This window comes from Achromobacter sp. HNDS-1 (genome assembly GCF_040084795.1).
GTDB classification, from domain to species: domain Bacteria; phylum Pseudomonadota; class Gammaproteobacteria; order Burkholderiales; family Burkholderiaceae_B; genus Achromobacter; species Achromobacter ruhlandii.
This window is the reverse complement of sequence record NZ_CP157584.1, coordinates 889,791-906,749: the sequence shown is the minus strand read 5'-3', so window position 1 is coordinate 906,749 and position 16,959 is coordinate 889,791. Positions and strand designations below refer to the sequence as shown.

21 protein-coding genes are annotated in these 16,959 nt (G+C 68.5%); 4 read left to right on the top strand and 17 right to left on the bottom strand.

Annotated features, from left to right (window positions below):
- The first annotated feature begins 61 nt into the window (after positions 1-61).
- On the top strand, positions 62-1,537 hold the full coding sequence (locus ABFG95_RS04030; RefSeq protein ID WP_059271580.1) for an aminotransferase class V-fold PLP-dependent enzyme: 1,476 nt from the start codon (positions 62-64) through the stop codon (positions 1,535-1,537).
- 55 nt (positions 1,538-1,592) lie between these two features.
- Here ABFG95_RS04030 and ABFG95_RS04025 read toward each other — a convergent pair whose 3' ends face one another.
- On the bottom strand, positions 1,593-1,958 hold the full coding sequence (locus ABFG95_RS04025; RefSeq protein ID WP_063580081.1) for a hypothetical protein: 366 nt from the start codon (positions 1,956-1,958) through the stop codon (positions 1,593-1,595).
- Positions 1,959-2,115: 157 nt separating this feature from the next.
- Between ABFG95_RS04025 and ABFG95_RS04020 the strand changes: the two genes are divergently transcribed.
- Positions 2,116-2,730, top strand: coding sequence for a class I SAM-dependent methyltransferase (locus ABFG95_RS04020; RefSeq protein ID WP_175146330.1), 615 nt, complete (start codon positions 2,116-2,118; stop codon positions 2,728-2,730).
- A gap of 85 nt (positions 2,731-2,815) precedes the next feature.
- Here the strand turns inward: ABFG95_RS04020 and ABFG95_RS04015 are convergent, their stop codons facing one another.
- The 5 genes from ABFG95_RS04015 to ABFG95_RS03995 all read right to left on the bottom strand — a co-directional run bounded on the left by ABFG95_RS04015 (position 2,816) and on the right by ABFG95_RS03995 (position 5,082).
- A complete protein-coding gene (locus tag ABFG95_RS04015; RefSeq protein WP_278989720.1) occupies positions 2,816-3,052 on the bottom strand; it encodes a hypothetical protein in 237 nt (78 codons plus the stop codon).
- Positions 3,053-3,139: 87 nt separating this feature from the next.
- Positions 3,140-3,385 carry a GGDEF domain-containing protein gene (locus tag ABFG95_RS04010; protein WP_254601210.1) on the bottom strand — a complete coding sequence of 82 codons (246 nt, stop codon included), beginning with the start codon at positions 3,383-3,385 and terminating at the stop codon, positions 3,140-3,142.
- Between the two features lie 39 nt (positions 3,386-3,424).
- Complete coding sequence (locus ABFG95_RS04005; protein WP_278989706.1) at positions 3,425-3,571, bottom strand: hypothetical protein; 147 nt, start codon at positions 3,569-3,571, stop codon at positions 3,425-3,427.
- A 228-nt stretch (positions 3,572-3,799) separates the two neighbouring features.
- Complete coding sequence (locus tag ABFG95_RS04000) at positions 3,800-4,342, bottom strand: hypothetical protein (protein ID WP_157810431.1); 543 nt, start codon at positions 4,340-4,342, stop codon at positions 3,800-3,802.
- 32 nt (positions 4,343-4,374) lie between these two features.
- The gene (locus ABFG95_RS03995; protein WP_278989709.1) at positions 4,375-5,082 is read right to left on the bottom strand and encodes a type III secretion system chaperone; all 708 of its coding nucleotides are present in this window, start codon (positions 5,080-5,082) and stop codon (positions 4,375-4,377) included.
- Between ABFG95_RS03995 and fmdA the strand changes: the two genes are divergently transcribed.
- The gene (gene fmdA, locus ABFG95_RS03990; RefSeq protein WP_348995474.1) at positions 5,072-6,301 is read left to right on the top strand and encodes a formamidase; all 1,230 of its coding nucleotides are present in this window, start codon (positions 5,072-5,074) and stop codon (positions 6,299-6,301) included. The two genes, ABFG95_RS03995 and fmdA, sit on opposite strands and share 11 nt — an antisense overlap.
- Positions 6,302-6,325: 24 nt before the next feature.
- A complete protein-coding gene (locus ABFG95_RS03985; protein ID WP_100507985.1) occupies positions 6,326-6,658 on the top strand; it encodes a zinc ribbon domain-containing protein in 333 nt (110 codons plus the stop codon).
- 142 nt (positions 6,659-6,800) lie between these two features.
- On the opposite strand, the gene ABFG95_RS03980 is transcribed toward ABFG95_RS03985, so the two are convergent.
- The 11 genes from ABFG95_RS03980 to ABFG95_RS03930 form a co-directional block, all read right to left on the bottom strand.
- The gene (locus ABFG95_RS03980) at positions 6,801-7,547 is read right to left on the bottom strand and encodes an ABC transporter substrate-binding protein (protein WP_278990535.1); all 747 of its coding nucleotides are present in this window, start codon (positions 7,545-7,547) and stop codon (positions 6,801-6,803) included.
- 153 nt (positions 7,548-7,700) lie between these two features.
- Positions 7,701-8,120, bottom strand: coding sequence for a copper resistance protein NlpE (locus tag ABFG95_RS03975; RefSeq protein WP_054415938.1), 420 nt, complete (start codon positions 8,118-8,120; stop codon positions 7,701-7,703).
- Between the two features lie 133 nt (positions 8,121-8,253).
- Entirely contained in the window at positions 8,254-9,171 is a 918-nt protein-coding gene (locus tag ABFG95_RS03970) for an SMP-30/gluconolactonase/LRE family protein (RefSeq protein WP_068981133.1), read from the bottom strand.
- A gap of 16 nt (positions 9,172-9,187) precedes the next feature.
- The gene (locus tag ABFG95_RS03965; RefSeq protein WP_348995473.1) at positions 9,188-10,186 is read right to left on the bottom strand and encodes a tripartite tricarboxylate transporter substrate binding protein; all 999 of its coding nucleotides are present in this window, start codon (positions 10,184-10,186) and stop codon (positions 9,188-9,190) included.
- Positions 10,187-10,245: 59 nt separating this feature from the next.
- Positions 10,246-11,196 (bottom strand): tripartite tricarboxylate transporter substrate binding protein, encoded by a 951-nt coding sequence (locus ABFG95_RS03960; protein ID WP_175166709.1) that lies wholly within the window; start codon positions 11,194-11,196, stop codon positions 10,246-10,248.
- 70 nt (positions 11,197-11,266) lie between these two features.
- Positions 11,267-12,337 carry a cyclase family protein gene (locus ABFG95_RS03955; protein ID WP_020928514.1) on the bottom strand — a complete coding sequence of 357 codons (1,071 nt, stop codon included), beginning with the start codon at positions 12,335-12,337 and terminating at the stop codon, positions 11,267-11,269.
- An 11-nt stretch (positions 12,338-12,348) separates the two neighbouring features.
- Positions 12,349-13,296 carry an NAD(P)-dependent oxidoreductase gene (locus tag ABFG95_RS03950; RefSeq protein WP_059271563.1) on the bottom strand — a complete coding sequence of 316 codons (948 nt, stop codon included), beginning with the start codon at positions 13,294-13,296 and terminating at the stop codon, positions 12,349-12,351.
- Positions 13,293-13,976, bottom strand: coding sequence for an RraA family protein (locus ABFG95_RS03945; protein ID WP_175146336.1), 684 nt, complete (start codon positions 13,974-13,976; stop codon positions 13,293-13,295). Before ABFG95_RS03945 ends, ABFG95_RS03950 begins: the two co-directional genes overlap by 4 nt.
- Positions 13,977-14,015: 39 nt before the next feature.
- Entirely contained in the window at positions 14,016-15,011 is a 996-nt protein-coding gene (locus ABFG95_RS03940) for a tripartite tricarboxylate transporter substrate binding protein (protein WP_049073039.1), read from the bottom strand.
- Between the two features lie 26 nt (positions 15,012-15,037).
- Positions 15,038-15,904, bottom strand: coding sequence for an amidohydrolase family protein (locus tag ABFG95_RS03935; RefSeq protein ID WP_313656698.1), 867 nt, complete (start codon positions 15,902-15,904; stop codon positions 15,038-15,040).
- A gap of 7 nt (positions 15,905-15,911) precedes the next feature.
- Complete coding sequence (locus ABFG95_RS03930) at positions 15,912-16,880, bottom strand: tripartite tricarboxylate transporter substrate binding protein (protein ID WP_020928509.1); 969 nt, start codon at positions 16,878-16,880, stop codon at positions 15,912-15,914.
- Positions 16,881-16,959: the final 79 nt, after the last annotated feature.

Sequence of the window (16,959 nt, the reverse complement as noted above, 5' to 3'; positions counted from 1 at the left end):
TTCCTTCCATCGTATGATATTCCGATAATTCTCCTGCCAGCCGTTTCATCGAATCCGCACCATGTCTACCCAAGCGACCCCGGCCGCCACAGGGCCGTTGCGCCAGTTCCAGCAATCCCTGCAATCCCCCGACATCATCGCCAGCCTGGCCGACGGCCTGATCGGCAAGGACGCCGTCATCGAAGGCCCCTTTGGCCTCAAGCCGCTGGTCTACGCCGACTACGTCGCCTCGGGCCGCGCGCTCATGCAGGTCGAGCGCTTCGTCCTGGAACACGTGCTGCCGTACTACGCCAACTCGCATACCGAGGCCTCCTTCTGCGGCGGCTTCATCACGCGCCTGCGGCGCGAGGCGCGCGCCGTGGTCGGCCGCTGTTGCGGCGCGGGCGACGAGCACGCCGTGATCTTCTCCGGCTCGGGCGCCACCCTGGGCATCAACCGCCTGGTGCACCTGTTCGGCGTGCCGGCCGCCCTGGCGGCGGGGCGCAAGGTGCGGGTCGTCATCGGCCCCTACGAGCATCATTCCAACATCCTGCCGTGGCGCGAATGCGGCGCCGACATCGTCGTGCTGGCGGAAAGCCCGCAGGGCGGCCCGGACCTGGGCGAACTCGACGCCGCGCTGCGGGCGCCGGACGGCACGCTGGTCATCTGCGCGCTGTCGGCCGCCTCCAACGTCACCGGCATCGTCGCCGACGTCGAGGCCATCACCCGCCGCGTGAAGCGCGCCGGCGCCCGGATGATCTGGGACTACGCCGGCGGCGCGCCGTACCTGGACATCCGCATGACGCCCGCGGCCGATGCGCCGATCGACGCCATCGTGTTCTCGCCGCACAAGTTCATCGGCGGGCCCGGCGCGTCCGGCATCCTGATCGTGCGTCGCGACGCGGTCGTGCCGACCACGCCCACCTTCCCGGGCGGGGGCACCGTCAAGTTCGTCTCGCCCAGCCACCACGACTACAGCGCCAGCCTGGAAGCGCGCGAAGAGGCGGGCACGCCCAACGTGGTCGGCGACATCCGCGCCGCGCTGGTGCTGCTGGTCAAGGAAGCGCTGGGCGCCGACCTGATGGCGCGGCGCAACGCCGCCTTCGTGCGGCGCGCGCTGGCCCGCTGGCAGGGCGATCCCCGCCTGGAACTGCTGGGCTCGTTGACCGCCCCGCGTCTGCCGATCTTCTCCTTCCGCGTGCGCGACGGCCAGGGCGGCTACGTGCACCAGCAACTGGTCACGCGCATGCTGAGCGATCGCTTCGGCATCCAGGCCCGCGGCGGCTGCGCCTGCGCCGGCCCGTACGTGCACAACCTGCTGGAGATCGACGAGGCCGAATCGGCGCGCATGCGCCAGGCCATCCTCGATGGCCGCGAAATCGAAAAGCCGGGCTTTGTCCGCCTGAATTTCAGCGTGCTGCTGTCCGAGGCCAAGGCCGACTTCATCCTGGATTCGGTGCTGGCATTGGCCGCCGATGCGACCGAGTTCGAAGACCGCTACGACTTCGACCCCGCGCGGGCCATCTTCTTCCCGCGGCCCGCCTCGGCGGTGGCCTGAGGCGGTCGGCGGCCGCGCATCGCGGGGGCCAGGCCCCCGCTGCGAGACCGTCCCTTCATTCCTTCATGTAGGGGCCGCAGGTATTGATCCAGGCGGTCTTGAGCGCGGCCAGGTTGTCGGGCCGGTCCTTCATCGCGCGCACGGTCTTCTCGGGAAATTCCCCGCCGTCGCGCACGCATTGCTCATAGTCATCGACCAGCTCGAACTCCATGTCCAGCAGGTCCAGCCGACCCTGGCACAGCGGCGCGTTCAGCTCCTGCCAGTTGGCGGTCTCGCGCCCCTTTTGCACGTTCACCGCCTCCTGGTAGCGGGCGGCGCTGGCGTCGAACCGCGCCACGCATTCCTTGGCCGCGTGGGCGGCGCCCAGCGGCAGGGCACAGGCAAGCAGGAGCAGGGCGGACAGGGGGCGGGGCAGGAACATGGGCAACGGTTTTCCGGCGCGGCGTGGCCGCGAAATGCAATGGCGCATCATAACTGCCGCATCCGACGGAATCCGATGCGCAACATATCAGACTGGTCCAATAGGCAAGCGCGTGTCTACGCAGCATATTGCTTTCCCTCGAACCAAAGGGAAAGTCATGCGCAAGTTGAAATACGTTGGCAAACGGATGCTTTTCAGGCTGTCGCCGTCCTTGGCCGAGCGCTGCGGGATCGATTTCAGGATTGACATCCCAAGCCGGGCCTTTCTCGAAAAACAGGTGTTTGGCTACCTGAATCACCAGGCGGCGGTGCAATCCAAGGCATCGGAGCTGCTGTTCATCGGCCTGGACAAGCATAATTGGCACTACCCCAGGCTGCTGCGCGCCAACTTCCATTCGTTGGATATCTCGCCACGCAGCGAGGTTTATGGCCGGTCGGGGCGGCATTGGCGAGGCGACGCGCTCGAGATGGCCGCGCACTATGGCGCGAACTGCTTCGACGTGGTGATTGCAAATGGGTTGCTCGGCTTCGGTATCGACACGCCGTCGGACCTCCGTCGCCTGTTGACGCAGTGCCACGCCGTGCTCAAGGCCGAGGGCCTGCTGGTGCTGGGTTACAACGATCTGCCCGAGCGCACCCCCTTCCCGGTGGAGGTGCAGGGCGGGTTTCGGGAGTTCGTTCCCGGTATCGAAGGCGTGGCAAGCGCGCGCCATCTGGTCGATGATGCGTACCGGCACGTCTATTGCTTCTTCCGAAAGGTCGGTACTCCATGAAAGGAGCGCGCGCCGTCGCCGCCCCGGGCGGGCCGGGCGGGCGGTGCCTCAGGCTGGTTGTGCTTGCGCGACCGGCATGGCCGCCTCATCCGCTCATTCCACGCCATTGCGTCCGGACATCTTGCCGCGATACAGCGCGGCATCCGCCTGCTGCATGATGTCGTTCAGCGCCTACGTTCCGGCAAAGCCGTGCGACACCCCGATGGTCGCGGTGCAGCGGATCGGCCCCCGCGCGCGGTCGCCGGGCACCGGCATGGGTGATCGCCTCGCGCAGCCGTTGCGCCAATTGCATGGTGCCCTTGCGATCGCTGTCTAGCGCCACAACCACGAACTCTTCCCCGCCAAGACGGCACACCAGATCACCCCTGGCGCACCGTGTCCTGCAGCACCCGCGCCACCAGACTGAGGATCAGGTAGCCGGTCTGGTGGCCCTAGGTATCGTTGATCTGCTTGAAGCGATCGATGTCCACGATCGTAGATGCGGATAGCCGATGTCGCGCTGGCGGAAGTGCGCCTCCAGATCGTCCATCAGGCTGCGTCGGTTCATCAGGCTGGTGAGCGGATCGCGCGTGGCCATCGTGCGCAGTTCATCCGTGAGGCGGCGCAGGATCAGGCAGACCAAGGTCGGCGGCAGCGCCGTGCCCAGGAATGACACTCAGATGTGGAACTCCGTCTGGAATTGGCTCTGTATGTCCTAGGCCGGCATGCTGCCATCCAGGATCAGCGCGAACTTCGCCGCGTTGAGCGTGCAGATGCCGCCCACCAGGAAGGAGAACACGATCATCTCCGAGCGCAGGTCGCGGGCGAAGGCGCGCGAGCCGTGCAGCAGCCACAGCGTCATCGCCAGGAACAGCAGCGCGCATAAGGTCGCCAGAGCGCATGCCGCGCCGCCGTCTACACGATTTCGACCCACACCTGCGCGGTAGTCTAGACGCCGCATTGAGCCGCATTGGCGCCAGATGGTCCTCTGGTTGGACAAAATGTAAGCGGAGGTTGCGCGCAACCTCAAGAGTGGTGGATAGGGGGCGGCGATCCTTTGGCGCCGCCCGATGCGCGATTGCGTTGTGCGTTACACGTGATTGCTCGACTTGTCTGTTGCCTTCGCCGTCAGAGGCTGCATGTTCGGGATCATCGCGTAGGTGGAATAGGCCAGCGAGACCAGGCCCACCCCGAACTTCATGACCGGAGGCAGATTCTTGACCATATGGGCCATGTTCTTGTTGAGCATTCCCTTGGAGTAGTCCGTCGCGAAGTTCGCCGCCACATTGTAGAAGCCACTCGCGCAGATGAGATTGAGCGCACCCAACGTCACCATGGGTTTGTCGTCCTTCTTGGCGCCGATGAAGATCGTGGCGATGGCCGGAAATGCGCCGAGGGTATTCTTCAAGCTCGAAACGCCCGCCAGGCTGTCGCGAATGACGGGTTTGAAGGGGCCCACCTTTTGTTGATGGACCTCCAGGCCGTTCAGCAGCGAGCCGACACCAGCCAGAAGCGTCGAAATCGCACCGGAATACTTCTGCAGGCTGCCTTCGGGGGCCGATGCCGTCTTTGCGGTACCGACTGTCGTGCTGGCCACGTCTTTGACCAGGTTCATCGCCGGGGTAATGGTCATGGAAACCTCCTTCGACTGTATGGGACTGAATTTCAGGCGTAATTAGGGGCAGCGGACGCTACCGGCGCGTCGACTTGCGCGTCGGATGCGGCGCCGCCGAAGGCGTACATCTCTCCGGTTTTCAGGCCGTGGGCGATTTGCGCTGCAACCAGGCTGAAGTGCGTCAAGGCGAGCACGAAGGCTTCGGCATTCCAGTCGGCGGCTTCGGGCGCGAACCGGGAGTGCAGCGTCAGGCACTTGGCGGTGGGCCGGTACCCGATGGAGAACTTGCCATCCACCTGGAAGGTGGCGTTCAACCCCAGGCAGGCGAGCAGCATCCGGCTGGGCATGTCCTGGTCGGCGGCGCCCAGCGTGGCGGTCAGGGCCAGGTGTTTGTCTATCAAGGGGTGGGATTCCACCAGGAGGTCGACGCCTTCGTCGACCTGAAACGCGCAGTCACCTGCTTCCGTCAGCACCGGCGACCAGCCGAACTCCCCTCCAATTTCCTCCAGCCAACGATGAAGGTCCATTCTCGTTTGCGTCATGTCTCGCTCCTTGGGTTGAATCCATCTGAGTAACCACGATTCCCGCGGGAGTTCCATTTTCTTGAGCGTTGTCTTTACGGCCGGCCGAAACTGGCCTACCGTGCAAGACAGCTTGATGGCCTGCACCGCCGGTTTCCACCCTGAGCGGTACAGGTCACGGCTGAAGTTCTGTTTTATCAACACGTTGCGTTGGAGATGAAAGAGAATGACGAACACCCTCATCCAGGTCGACCTGACCCAGTCCCCGTACGAGAACAAGCAGATCCACAACCGCTGGCATCCGGATATCCCGATGGCCGTCTGGGTCAAGCCCGGCGATGATTTCATCCTGGAAACCTACGACTGGACCGGCGGCGCCATCAAGAACGACGACAGCGCCGACGACGTGCGCGACGTCGACCTGTCCACCGTGCACTTCCTGTCCGGCCCCGTCGGCGTCGAAGGCGCCGAGCCCGGCGACCTGCTGGTGGTGGACCTGCTGGACATCGGCGCCAAGCCCGATAGCCTGTGGGGCTTCAATGGCTTTTTCAGCAAGAACAACGGCGGCGGTTTTCTCACCGACCATTTCCCCCATGCGCAGAAATCCATCTGGGATTTCCACGGCATGTTCACCTCGTCGCGCCACATCCCGGGCGTCAGCTTCGCCGGCCTGATCCATCCCGGCCTGATCGGCTGCCTGCCCGACAAGAAGCTGCTGGACACCTGGAACCAACGCGAGCAGGCGCTGATCGACACCAACCCGAACCGCGTGCCGCCGCTGGCCAATCCGCCCGCGCCCAAGACGGCGCACATGGGCGCGCTGCAAGGGGCCGAGCGCGAGCGCGCGGCGGCCGAGGGCGCGCGCACCGTGCCGCCGCGCGAGCATGGCGGCAACTGCGACATCAAGGACCTGTCGCGCGGGGCGCGGGTGTTCTTCCCGGTCTACGTCAAGGGCGGCGGCCTGTCGGTGGGCGATCTGCATTTCTCGCAGGGCGACGGCGAGATCACCTTCTGCGGCGCCATCGAGATGGCCGGCTGGGTGCACATGCGCGTCACGTTGATCAAGGGCGGCATGGATAAGTACGCCATCCGCAACCCGATCTTCAAGCCCAGCCCGATCACGCCGGCCTACAAGGACTTCCTGATCTTCGAGGGCATCTCGGTGGACGAGGGCGGCAAGCAGCACTACCTGGACGTGAACGTGGCCTACCGCCAGGCCTGCCTGAACGCCATCGAATACCTGAAGAAGTTCGGCTATTCGGGCGCGCAGGCGTACTCGATTCTGGGCACGGCGCCGGTGCAGGGGCACATCAGCGGGGTGGTGGACATTCCCAACTCCTGCGCCACGCTGTGGCTGCCGACCGAGATCTTCGATTTCGACATCCAGCCCTCGGCATCGGGGCCGGTCAAGCACATCAAGGGCGGCGTCGACATGCCCTTGTCGCGCGACCGCTGAGGCGCCCGCGCCAAGGAGACCGACATGCCCATGTATGACTACGCTTGTGCCGACTGCGGCGAGTTCGCGGCGCTGCGGCCGCTGGCGCAATGGCGCGATCCAGCCGACTGTCCGCGCTGCGGCGCGGCGTCGAACCGCATCGTTGGCGGCGCGCCCGCGATCTCGGCGCTGTCGTCGGCCGTCAACCGTGCCCATGCCGCCAACGAGCGCAGCGCCAACGAGCCGCGCAGCTCGCGTGCCGGACACGGCATGAATTGCGGTTGCTGCGCGGGCGGACGCAAGTCCGGCAGGACCCGCGCCACGGCCGATGGCGCCAAGTCCTTCGCCGGTGCGCGGCCCTGGATGATCAGCCACTGACGCCGGTGGCGATTCCCGTCGATGACGGCCCGCATGCCGGGGTGTCATCGACGGCTTGCCAAGCGGTGGCGTGGCGCGTGATCCCGCCGCGTGCAAGGCGCGCGCGGCGTGCAATCAAGCGAGGCTGCCGCCTCGCTTTTTCTTACCGCGGGGCGGCTTCCAGCGGCGCCACGGCGGCGCCCTGGATCTTGTGGCGCGCCAGCGCCTCGGCCACGAAACCGCTTTTCTTCATGGCTTCGACGAAGGCGGCCAGGTAGGCGCTGGCCTTGGCGCCACGGCGCTTGGGCACGCCCATGGCCTGGCGGATCAGCATGAAGTGGCCGTCCAGCAGGCGCAGGCCGCCCAGGCGCTGGGCGTCGGCCTGCAACTGCTGTTTGACGCCGGCGGCCACTTCCATGTTTTCACGCACGAAGGTGTCCACCACCGCGGGCGAGGTGGGCGCGCGGAACAGCTCGGCGTGCTTGATTTCGCGCGTCAGGTACAGGTCATAGGCGCTGCCCTTGCCGACCACCACGCGCTGGCCGGCGCGGTCCACCTCTTCCATGCGGGTGATGGGCGAATCGTCGCGCACCAGGTAAGCGCCCTCGATCACCACATAGGGCGCGGTGAAGGCGATCTGCTCGCCGCGCAGCGGGTCGATGGCGAAAAAGCCCACGTCGGCCTGCTCGGCGGCGACCGCGTTGACCGATTCGCCGGCGGACTTGAACACCACCAGTTCCAGCTTCACGTCGAGCCGGCGTGCCAGTTCCGTGGCCAGGTCGACCGACACGCCGCCGGGCGCGCCGGTGTCGGGATGGCTGTTGGCCAGGATCGGGTTGCCCAGGTTGATGGAGGCGCGCAGCGTGCCCGTCGGGGCAAACGCGTCGAGCAGTTCGTGATCGGTCTTCATGGATCTTCCTTCCTCGGGGGGACGCCGCCGGTGTCGCGGCGGCGCGGCATGTGCAGCCCAAAGAATAGCCGCAAGCGGGGCGCTTGCGTGCCGCTGGCGGCGCCGACGGCAGGGCGCGGGGCCCGCCGCCGGCGCGCGGCCGATGACGCCGCGCTATTGCGCGCGGCGCAGCACGTAGTGCGGCGCCAGCGGACCGGTGGGGCGGGTGCCGTCGCGGTACAGCATGATCACCTGGTTCTCGGCGACGAAGTAGCGCTGGCTGTCGCCGGAGGCGTCCAGCCGGATGGTGCTGCCGTCGGATTCCCAACTGAAGGTGCCGGCCACCGCTTCAGGCTGCGGCTGGCGATCCAGGTATTGCGTGGTGCGCTCGTAGCGGCCGTCCTTCATCAGCGTCAGGCGGGTGCGGATGCCGGGGCAGTCGGCGCAGGGCAGGGTGCCCTCGTAGCTGCCGGGCCAGTCCAGCGAGTCGCGCGCCGTGTGGTTGTCCACGGGCACGGCGGCCGTGTGTCGGGAAGGGGCGCAGCCGGCAAGCAGGGCGACTGTCAGGGTGCAGGTCAAGGTGGTTTTCATCATGGCGAGCTCCTGTGTTGCGGTGCGCCCACGATACGGACGCACGCCCATCCTTGCTGAAACGGGATGTAAAGGCAAGCGCGGCGGGCCCGCCGCGCAGGCGCGCAATCCCGCCGGGCCCGGGACCCGGAGCGCGTCAGCGCGGGGCCACGGCCAGCAGGCCCGGATGGGGCGCGCGCGCGGTCAGGATGGTGCCCGTCACCGACTCGGTGCAGAACAGCGTGCGGCCATCCTCGCCGCCAAAGGCCAGGTTGGTGGTCGACATGCCCTTGGGGCTGCGCCAGACGATCAGCGGTTCGGCGCGAGGGTTGAGCAGCCACACGTAGCCCAGCCCCGGATTGCAGACCAGCAGGTTGCCTTCGCGATCCACCGCCAGGCCGTCCGGGCCGCTGGGGCCGTACGAGGTGAAGAACTGGCTCACCTTGCTGACGCTGCCGTCCGCCATCAGCGGCACGCGCCAGACGCAGTTGCCGCGCGTCACCGCCAGGTACAGCACCTTGCCGTCCGGCGACAGCGCCACGCCATTGGGGCTGGGGATGTTGTCGAGCAGGCAGTCGAGCTGGCCGCCGGGACGCAAGCGGTACAGTCGGCCGCTGGGATCGTGCAGGCCGCTCTGGCCCTGGTCGGTGAAGTAGATATTGCCCTGCGCATCGAAGGTCAGGTCGTTCACGCCCTTGAAGCGTTCGCTGTTGCGCCGGGCCAGGTAGGGCGTGACCTGGCCGCTGCCCACGTCCAGGACCATCAGGCCATTCTTGTAGTCCGTGATCAGCAGTCGGTCGTCGTCCAGGAACTTCATGCCGTTCGGTTCGCCGTCGTATTCGGTCACCAGGGTCCACTGACGGTCGGGCCCGATGCGGAACACCCGGCCCCAGGGGATGTCGGTGACGTACAGATTGCCGTGTCGGTCGAACACCGGGCCTTCCAGGAACGAATCGACCGGCGCCCCGGCGCGGTTGGCGTCGGCCCAGTCGCTGCGCTGGAGGCGGCGGAAAGGGTCGGGCATGGCGCTCCATGCTTCGAAGGGCGCCACCTCGGGCGGTTGCAGGAAAAACATGGCGTCTCCTCGGTGTCTATTTGGCGTCGTAGCCGATGCTGCGGGCCACGTTGCCCCACATCACGTTGCTGTCGGCCAGGATCCGGCCGAACTCCGCCGCGTCGGCGGCGCGCGGCTCGGCGCCCATCTTGGTGGCGAAGGTCTGCATCTCATCCGACGCCATGGCCTTGGCGACCTCGCGTTGCAGGCGCTCGGTGACTTCCGGCGGCGTGCCCTTGGGCGCCCACAGGCCGGTCCAGTTGACCACGCCGAAATCCTTCACGCCAGCCTGCGCGAATGTCGGCACGTCGGGAAGCACCGCCAGCCGCTTGGCGCCGCTCACGGCCAGCAGGCGCAACTGTCCGCCCTGCGCCGGCCCCATCAGGCCGGTGGTCGAGGCGAACTGGAAGTCGATCACCTTGCCCAGCACCGCCTGCGTGGCTTCGGCGGCGCCCTTGAACGGCACGTGCATGAATTTCACGCCCGTCGCCCGCGCCAGCCCTTCGGCGGCAAAGTGCGGCGTGGTGCCGGCGCCGCCCGAGCCGTACGTCACCGAGTCGGGCTTGGCGCGCGCCCGCGCCAGCAGGTCGTCGAGCGTGCGATACGGGCTGTCGGCCGCCACCGCCAGCGCCATGGGCGCGAAGATGAAGGCCGTGACCGGCTGCAGGTCCGCCGCCGGATCGAAGGGCAGTTGCTTGAAGATGTGCGGTAGCAGCGAATAGGTGGTGTCGTTGGCCACCAGCGTGTAGCCATCGGCCGGCGCGCGGGCCACCTGGCTGACGCCGATGGTGCCGGTCGCGCCGGGCTTGTTCTCCACCACGAAACTCTGGCCGGTCTGCGTCGACAGCATCTGCGCGACCTTGCGCGTGGCCACGTCGACCGCGCCGCCCGGGCCGTAGGGCACCACGATCCGCACGGGGCGGCTGGGCCAGGCGTCGGCGGCATGGGCAACGCCGCCCGCCAGGAGTGTCGCGGCGGCCGCGACGAGCAGCGCGGTGCGCCGGGGGGAGTAGCGGGTGCGATTACGGTGATTCATTTGTCGTCCTCTGTTTTTATGCGGGAATGTCATTCGGCCTTGAGTCCTCGCAGGCCGCGTCACTCCTTGTGGATGCCGGCATCGGCCAGGATGCGGGCCGAACGTTCCATCTGGTCGTCGATGAAGGCGCGGAATTCGGTGGCGGTCGAGCCCACCGGCTGCGCGCCGAGTTCCTGCAGGCTGTGGCGCAGCGCCGGGTCCTGCAGCGTGGCGCGCAGCGCCTGCTCGATGCGCGCGGCCACCTCGGGCGGCACGCCGGCCGGCGCCAGCACGCCGTTCCACTCGTACACCGAATACTGCGGCACGCCGCTCTCCGCGACGGTGGGCAGGTCGGGCAGCGCCGCGATGCGCTCGGGCGATGTGACCGCCAGCGCGCGCAGCTTGCCGCTCTTGACCAGCGGGTAGGACGCCGCCATGTTGCTGAACATCATATCGATCTGGCCGCCCATCAGGTCGGTCAGCGCCGGCGCGCCGCCCTTGTAGGGGACGTGGGTGAGTTCCAGCTTGTTGCCCTGCGCGTACCAGGCGGCGGCGATGTGTTGCGCCGTGCCCTGGCCGGGCGTGCCGAACGTCAGGTGGCCCTTGCGCGCGGCGGCCGTGAGGTCCTCGATGCGCTGGTAGGGCGACTGCGCCGGCACCACCAGGAGGTTGGGCGTCAGGCTGATCAGCGAGATCGGCAGGAAATCCCGCCGGCTGTCGTAGCTGAGTTTCTTGTAGAGCGAAGGATTGATGGCGAACGCCGTGGCGTCGTAGAGCAGCGTGTAGCCGTCGGCGGCGGCGTGCGCCACGCTGGCCGCGCCGATGGTGCCGCTGGCGCCGGGCTTGTTCTCGACCACCACGGTCTGGCCCAGGCGCGCGCCCAGCTTCTGGGCCACCAGGCGGGCCTGGGCATCGGCGGCGCCGCCGGCGGAATAGGGCACCACCAGCTTGAGCGCGCGGTCGGGGTAGTCGGCGGCGGCCACGCTGGCGCAGAACGCAAGCGCCAGGGGCAAAAGGCGGAACAGTTTCACGAGATTGTCTCCTTGAGGAAGGCGCGCCGCCTGTGCCGGCGGCTGCGCCTGGTTGGTTTTTTTCAGCGTTTCAGACCGTGGCGATGGGCGTGGCCGGTGAGCCGGCCGCGCCCGGCAGGCGCAGCGGGGGCGCGGTCAGCAGGAAGCGGTGGCGTCCGTTGGCGCGCAGCCAGCGCGCCAGCGGCGTCAGCCACCACAGTTCACCCAGGTGGATGCCGTTCTTGAACAGGCAGTGCTCATGCAGCGGCAGGCGCGGGCGGCGCAGCGGCGTGGCCGCGCCCCCCAGGGCCACCGGCCGCACCAGCTCGACGGCGGGGTTGTCGGCGATCAGGCAGGCCAGGCGCGCGTCGACGATCCAGCGCAGCAGGCGCGCATCGTCGCCGTCCAGGCCGCTGCCGGTGGCGTGCAGGTGCGCGACATCGGGCTGGCGGTTCATCGACATCAGCGTGTCGCCGAAGCCGGTGTGCAGGCACACCATGTCGCCCGGCTCGATGGCCACGCCGTCGGCCTCCAGGATGCGCATCAGCGCGTCGTAGCCCACGGCGGTGCGCGTGCGGCCGACATGGGCCTCCAGGTCGATCAGCACGGCGCGGCCCTGCACCCCATGTTCGGCCAGTTGCTCGATGCCGAGCGCCCCGGCGCGGGGGCCGGGAAAGCGGGCCCAGTCGGCCACGGCCTGCGGATCCTCCGCGGCCGCCAGGATTTCGGCGCCGGCCCGAAAGCCGTTGTAGAACACCGCCTCGGCCTGCCCGTCGCCATCGGCATCGAACCGGCTGCCCATGTGCGCCAGGCTGTCCCACTGCGTGGAATACTGCGTATTCATCAGCAGCACGTCGTCGCACACCACATCGGTGAGCAGCGGATCTTCCGACGCATAGGACCAGCAAAAGCCCTGGGCGCCCGCGCTCTTGCCATCGCGCAGCGTGGCGTAGCGTTGCGGCGGCAGGCGCCGCGGGTTCAGCGCCATGCCGCCCGGCACGTCCAGCGGCAGCGACAGGCAGAACGTCAGGCCCTCGCGGACTTCCGCGATGCCCTGCAGCACCTTGGCGCGGTCCACCAGGTTCATGCGGCCGCGCTGGTCGTCGGGGCCGAATTCGCCCCAGTTGCTGTCCGGCGGCGCGTGCTTCCATCGTTGCGGCATGGCGCGGCTCCTCAGGCGGGCGCGGCCGCGCGGGCCAGCACGTCCAGGGCATTGCGCGCGGCGGCCACGCCCATGTTGACGTAGGCGGCGCTGGTCACCCCGCCGACGTGCGGGCTGAGGAGAATGCGCGGCTCCTGCTGGAAGGGGTGGCCGGCCGTCATGGGCTCGACGGCGAAGCTGTCCAGGCCGGCGGCGCGCACCTGGCCCGAGCGCACCGCCTGCAGCAACGCGTCTTCATCGACCAGGCCGCCGCGCGCGGTGTTGACCAGGACCACGCCGGGCTTGCATTGCGCCAGCGTCGCCGCGTTGACCATGCCGCGGTTCTCGTCGGTCAGGGGGCAATGCAGCGACACCACGTCGGCCTCGCGCCAGATCGCGTCCAGCGGCACGCTGGCGATGTACTCGGGCAGATCGCGCGCGTAGGGATCGAAGCCGATCACGCGCATGTTCATGCCGTGCGCCATGGCGGCCATGCGCCGGCCGATGGCGCCCAGGCCCACCAGGCCGATGGTCTTGCCGTCCAGTTCCAGGCTCTTGTGCGTCGACTTGTCCCAGTGTCCGGCGCGCATGCGCGCATCCAGGCCCACGACCGATTTGGCGCAGGCCAGCAGCAGCGCCAGGGCATGTTCCGCCACGGCGGCGGCGTTCACGCCCACGGCGGCCACGACCTGGATGCCGCGCTGGGCGGCGGCGGCCTTGTCGATGGTGTCGGTGCCGCTGCCGTGCTTGGAAATCACGCGCAACGCGGGCGCGGCGTCCATGGCGGCGGCGCCCACCTTGCTGTAGCGCACGATGATGGCGACCGGGTTGTGCTCGCGGCACAAGGACACGATTTCCTCTTCGGCGGGCGTCTTGCCGGCAAACACCAGATTGAAATCCTGCAGCAGCGCGATAGCTTCCGGGGCCAGGTCGGCCGCGGTCACGACGATGGCGGCCTTGCCTGTGGCGGTCTTGTTCACAGCGATTCCCCTTCCTTGAGCACGCCGGCGGCGCGTAGCGCGGCCGCCAGCCACTTGGCCTCGGTGTCGCCGGCCTGGATCGCGGCGATGCGCGCGGCCTCGTCGCGCACCTTCTTTTCGGCAGCCGGCAGCAGGCCTTCGATTTTCTCGCGTTCGACCACCACCACGCCGTCGGCGTCGCCGATGACGAAGTCGCCGGGGTACACGGTCACGCCGCCGACCGACACGGGATGGCCGATGCGGCCGGGCACGTTCTTGGTGGGGCCGTTCGGGTTGGTGCCGGCGGCGAACACCGGATAGTCCATTTCGATGATCTCGACGCTGTCGCGCGCCGCGCCATCCATCACCACGCCGGCGATGCCCAGCTTGCGGCAGGCGTGCATCATGATGGTGCCCATCAGCGCCGAGCTGAGGTCGCCCTTGCCGTCGATCACCAGCACGTCGCCCGGCTTGGCCAGCGAAATCGCGGCATGGATCATGAGGTTGTCACCGGGGCGCACTTCCACCGTCAGCGCCGTGCCGGCCAGCTTCATGCCGGGGTGCAGCGGGCGGATGCGGCCGCTGAGCGCGCCGCGGCGGCCGGCCACGTCGGCCAGGATGGCCGGTTGCAGTGCCGCCGCGCGGCGCACGATGTCGGCGCCGACGCGCGGGAAGTCCTTGATGATGTCCTGGTTTGCCATGAGTGTTCCTGTGAAGAAAGAGAAAGTCGGGAGGGCGGGTCAGGCCGGCTTGATGCCGGCATCGCGGATGACCTTGCCCCATTTGTCGAAGTCCGCCCTGCGGGTGGTGTCCAGGGCCTGCGGCGTGCCGCCGGCCAGCGTGATGCCGAGCTGCTCGGCCAGCGCCGTCAGCGCCGGGCTCTGCAAGGCGCGTCCGATCCCGGCGTTGAGCCGGGCGATGAGGGGCGCGGGCGTGGCGGCGGGGGCGAACACGGCCTGCCATTGCTCCACCACGAAATCGCTGAAGCCGGCCTCGGCCATGGTTGGCACCTGCGGCAAGGCCGGCAGGCGCTGCGCCGACGTAGCGGCGAGCGCGCGCAGCGCGCCCGTCCGCACATGCGGCAGCGCGGCGGCGGCGGGAATGAAGGCGAATTGCACTTGCCCGGCCAGCGTGTCCTGCAGCGCGGGCGTGTCGCCCTTGTAGGGCACATGCAGGAACCGCGCGCCGCTCTTTTGCTGCAGCAGTTCGCCCTGCATGTGCAGGATCGTGCCCGTGCCGCCCGAGGCATACGCCAGGCTTTGCGGCGCCTTTTTCGCGGCCGTGATCAGGTCGGCGACCGTGTGGAAGGGCTGGTCCTTGCCCACCACCAGGAGATGGGGAATGGTGCCGATCATGATGACGGGGGCGAAGTCCTCCACCGGGTCATAGGTCAGCTTGCCGAGGACGTGCGGCGCGATCGCCTGGGGCCCGATCGAGGTGCCCAGCAATGTCAGGCCGTCCGGCTCGGCGCGGGCCACGCGGGCCGCGCCAATGGTGCCGGTGGCGCCGGGACGGTTGTCGACGATCACGTGCGCGGCCAGCAGCGCATCCAGTTGCTGCGCGATGGCGCGGCCCAGCACGTCGGTGCTGCCGCCGGCCGGATAGGGCACCACCCAGGTGATGGTCTTGCCGGCGGGCCAATCCTGCGCGGCGCGCGCGCTGAAGGCCGCGCCCGCCGCCACGGCCGCGCCAAGCGCGAGGAAGCGCCGGCGCGAGAGCGAATAAGAGGTCTGCATGGGTTGTCTCCGTGTTGTTCTGGTATTCATGCCGCAAAGCCGTACAGGGCCGCCGGGTTGTGCACCAGGACCTGGCGCAGCCGGGCGCTGCCGGCCCAGTCGGCCAGCCGGTCGAGCTGGCGCGCGTCGTCGGGCATGGGCTGCATGCCAGCCGACGCCGAGGCGTGGGGCCAGTCGCTGCCCCAGACGATGCGTTCGGGATTGGCGTCGAGATAGCCGCGGGCCAGCGCGTCCAGCGCGGGATCCTCGACGCTGTGGCGCGGGCTGACGAGGTAGCCGCCCGACAGCTTGAGCCAGGCGCGGCCCTGGCCGAGCAGGCGCAGCACCAGGGCATGGGCCGGATGCGCGCCGGCCTGCGCCGGGCTGATGCGGGCCATGTGATCGAACACGATCGGCGCCGGCAGGGCCGACAGCAGGCTGTCCAGTTGCGCCAGCCGCTCGGGCGGCATCAGCAACTGCACATGCCAGCCCAGCGGGGCGACCCGCGCCGCCAGCGGCAGGATCTGGTCGGCACGGCTCGTCACCCCCAGCGAGAGATTGAGCCGGATGCCGCGCACGCCGGCGTCGTGCAAGGCTTGCAGTTGCGCATCGCTTTCGCTGCCGTCGATCACGGCCACGCCGCGCGCCTGCCCGCCCAGTTGGGCCAACGCATCGAGCATGGCGCGGTTGTCGGCGCCATAGGTCGATGGCGTGACCAGCACCGCGCGCTGGGTGCCAAGACGGGCCTGGATCGCGCGGTACTGCGCCATGGACGCGTCCGGCGGCAGCAGCCTTGCGCCCTTCACCGCCGGGTAGCGGGCGTCATACGCGTGGATGTGGCAGTCGCACGCCCCGGGCGGGGCGGCGGTGGCCGGCCTGGCGTCGCCGCTGGAGTAGGCGTAAAGGGCAGCCACGGCCGGATCACTCCACCTTCGCGCCCGAGTCCTTGACGATCTTGCCCCAGCGGATGCGGTCGTCGTGGATCAGCTTGGCGAACGCTTCCGGGGTGTCGGTAAGCACGCGCGCGCCCTGTTCCTGGTACTTGACGCGCAGCTCCGGCGTCTGGAGCGCCTTGTTGAACTCGGCATTCAGGCGCTGCACGATGTCCTTGGGCGTGCCGGCCGGCGCGGCCAGGCCGAACCAGGTCACGGCCTCGAAGCCGGGGAAACCGCGCTCGGCGATGGTGGGCACGTCGGGCATGTCGGGCACGCGCTGCGCCGAGGTCACGGCCAGCGCGCGCATCTTGCCGTTGCGCACGTGGCCGATGAGCGTCGGCACGGAAGACAGGTACATGTCGATCTGTCCGCCGATCAGGTCGTTGGACGCCTGCGCCGCGCCCTTGTAGGGGATGTGCGTGAGCTGGATGCCCGCCGCGTTCTGCAGCTGCACCGCCGCCAGGTGGGCCACCGTGCCGTTGCCGGAACTGGCGAAGTTCAAGGCCCCCGGCTTGGCCTTGGCCGCCGCGATCATGTCCTCGAAGGTCTTGAGCGGCGAGTTGGCCGGCACCACGATCACCAGCGGCGCGTCGGCCACCAGGCCGATGGCGGTGAGGTCCTTCTCGGGGTCGTAGGGCAGCTTGGCGTACAGCGTCGGGTTGATCGCCAGGTTGCTGGTCTGGCCCAGCACCAGGGAATACCCGTCCGGCGCCGACTTGGCGACGGCGTCCACGCCGATGTTGCCGCCCGAGCCGGGGCGGTTTTCCGTGACGATGTTCCAGCCAGTGTTGCCGGCCACCTTGATCGCCGCTTCGCGGGCCAGCACGTCGGTGCCGCCCCCGGGCGGGAATGGCACGATCAGCCGGATGGGTTTGTCGGGGTAGCCCTGGGCGGCGCCCAGGCTGGTCATGCACATCAGGGCCAGGCCCGACAGCAAGCGTGCGAACGGCTTCATGTTTTGTCTCCGATGTTTGTTTTTGATGGAAGGAATTGTCGGAGGATGTTCCGCCTAATACAATACAAGTTCATACAGC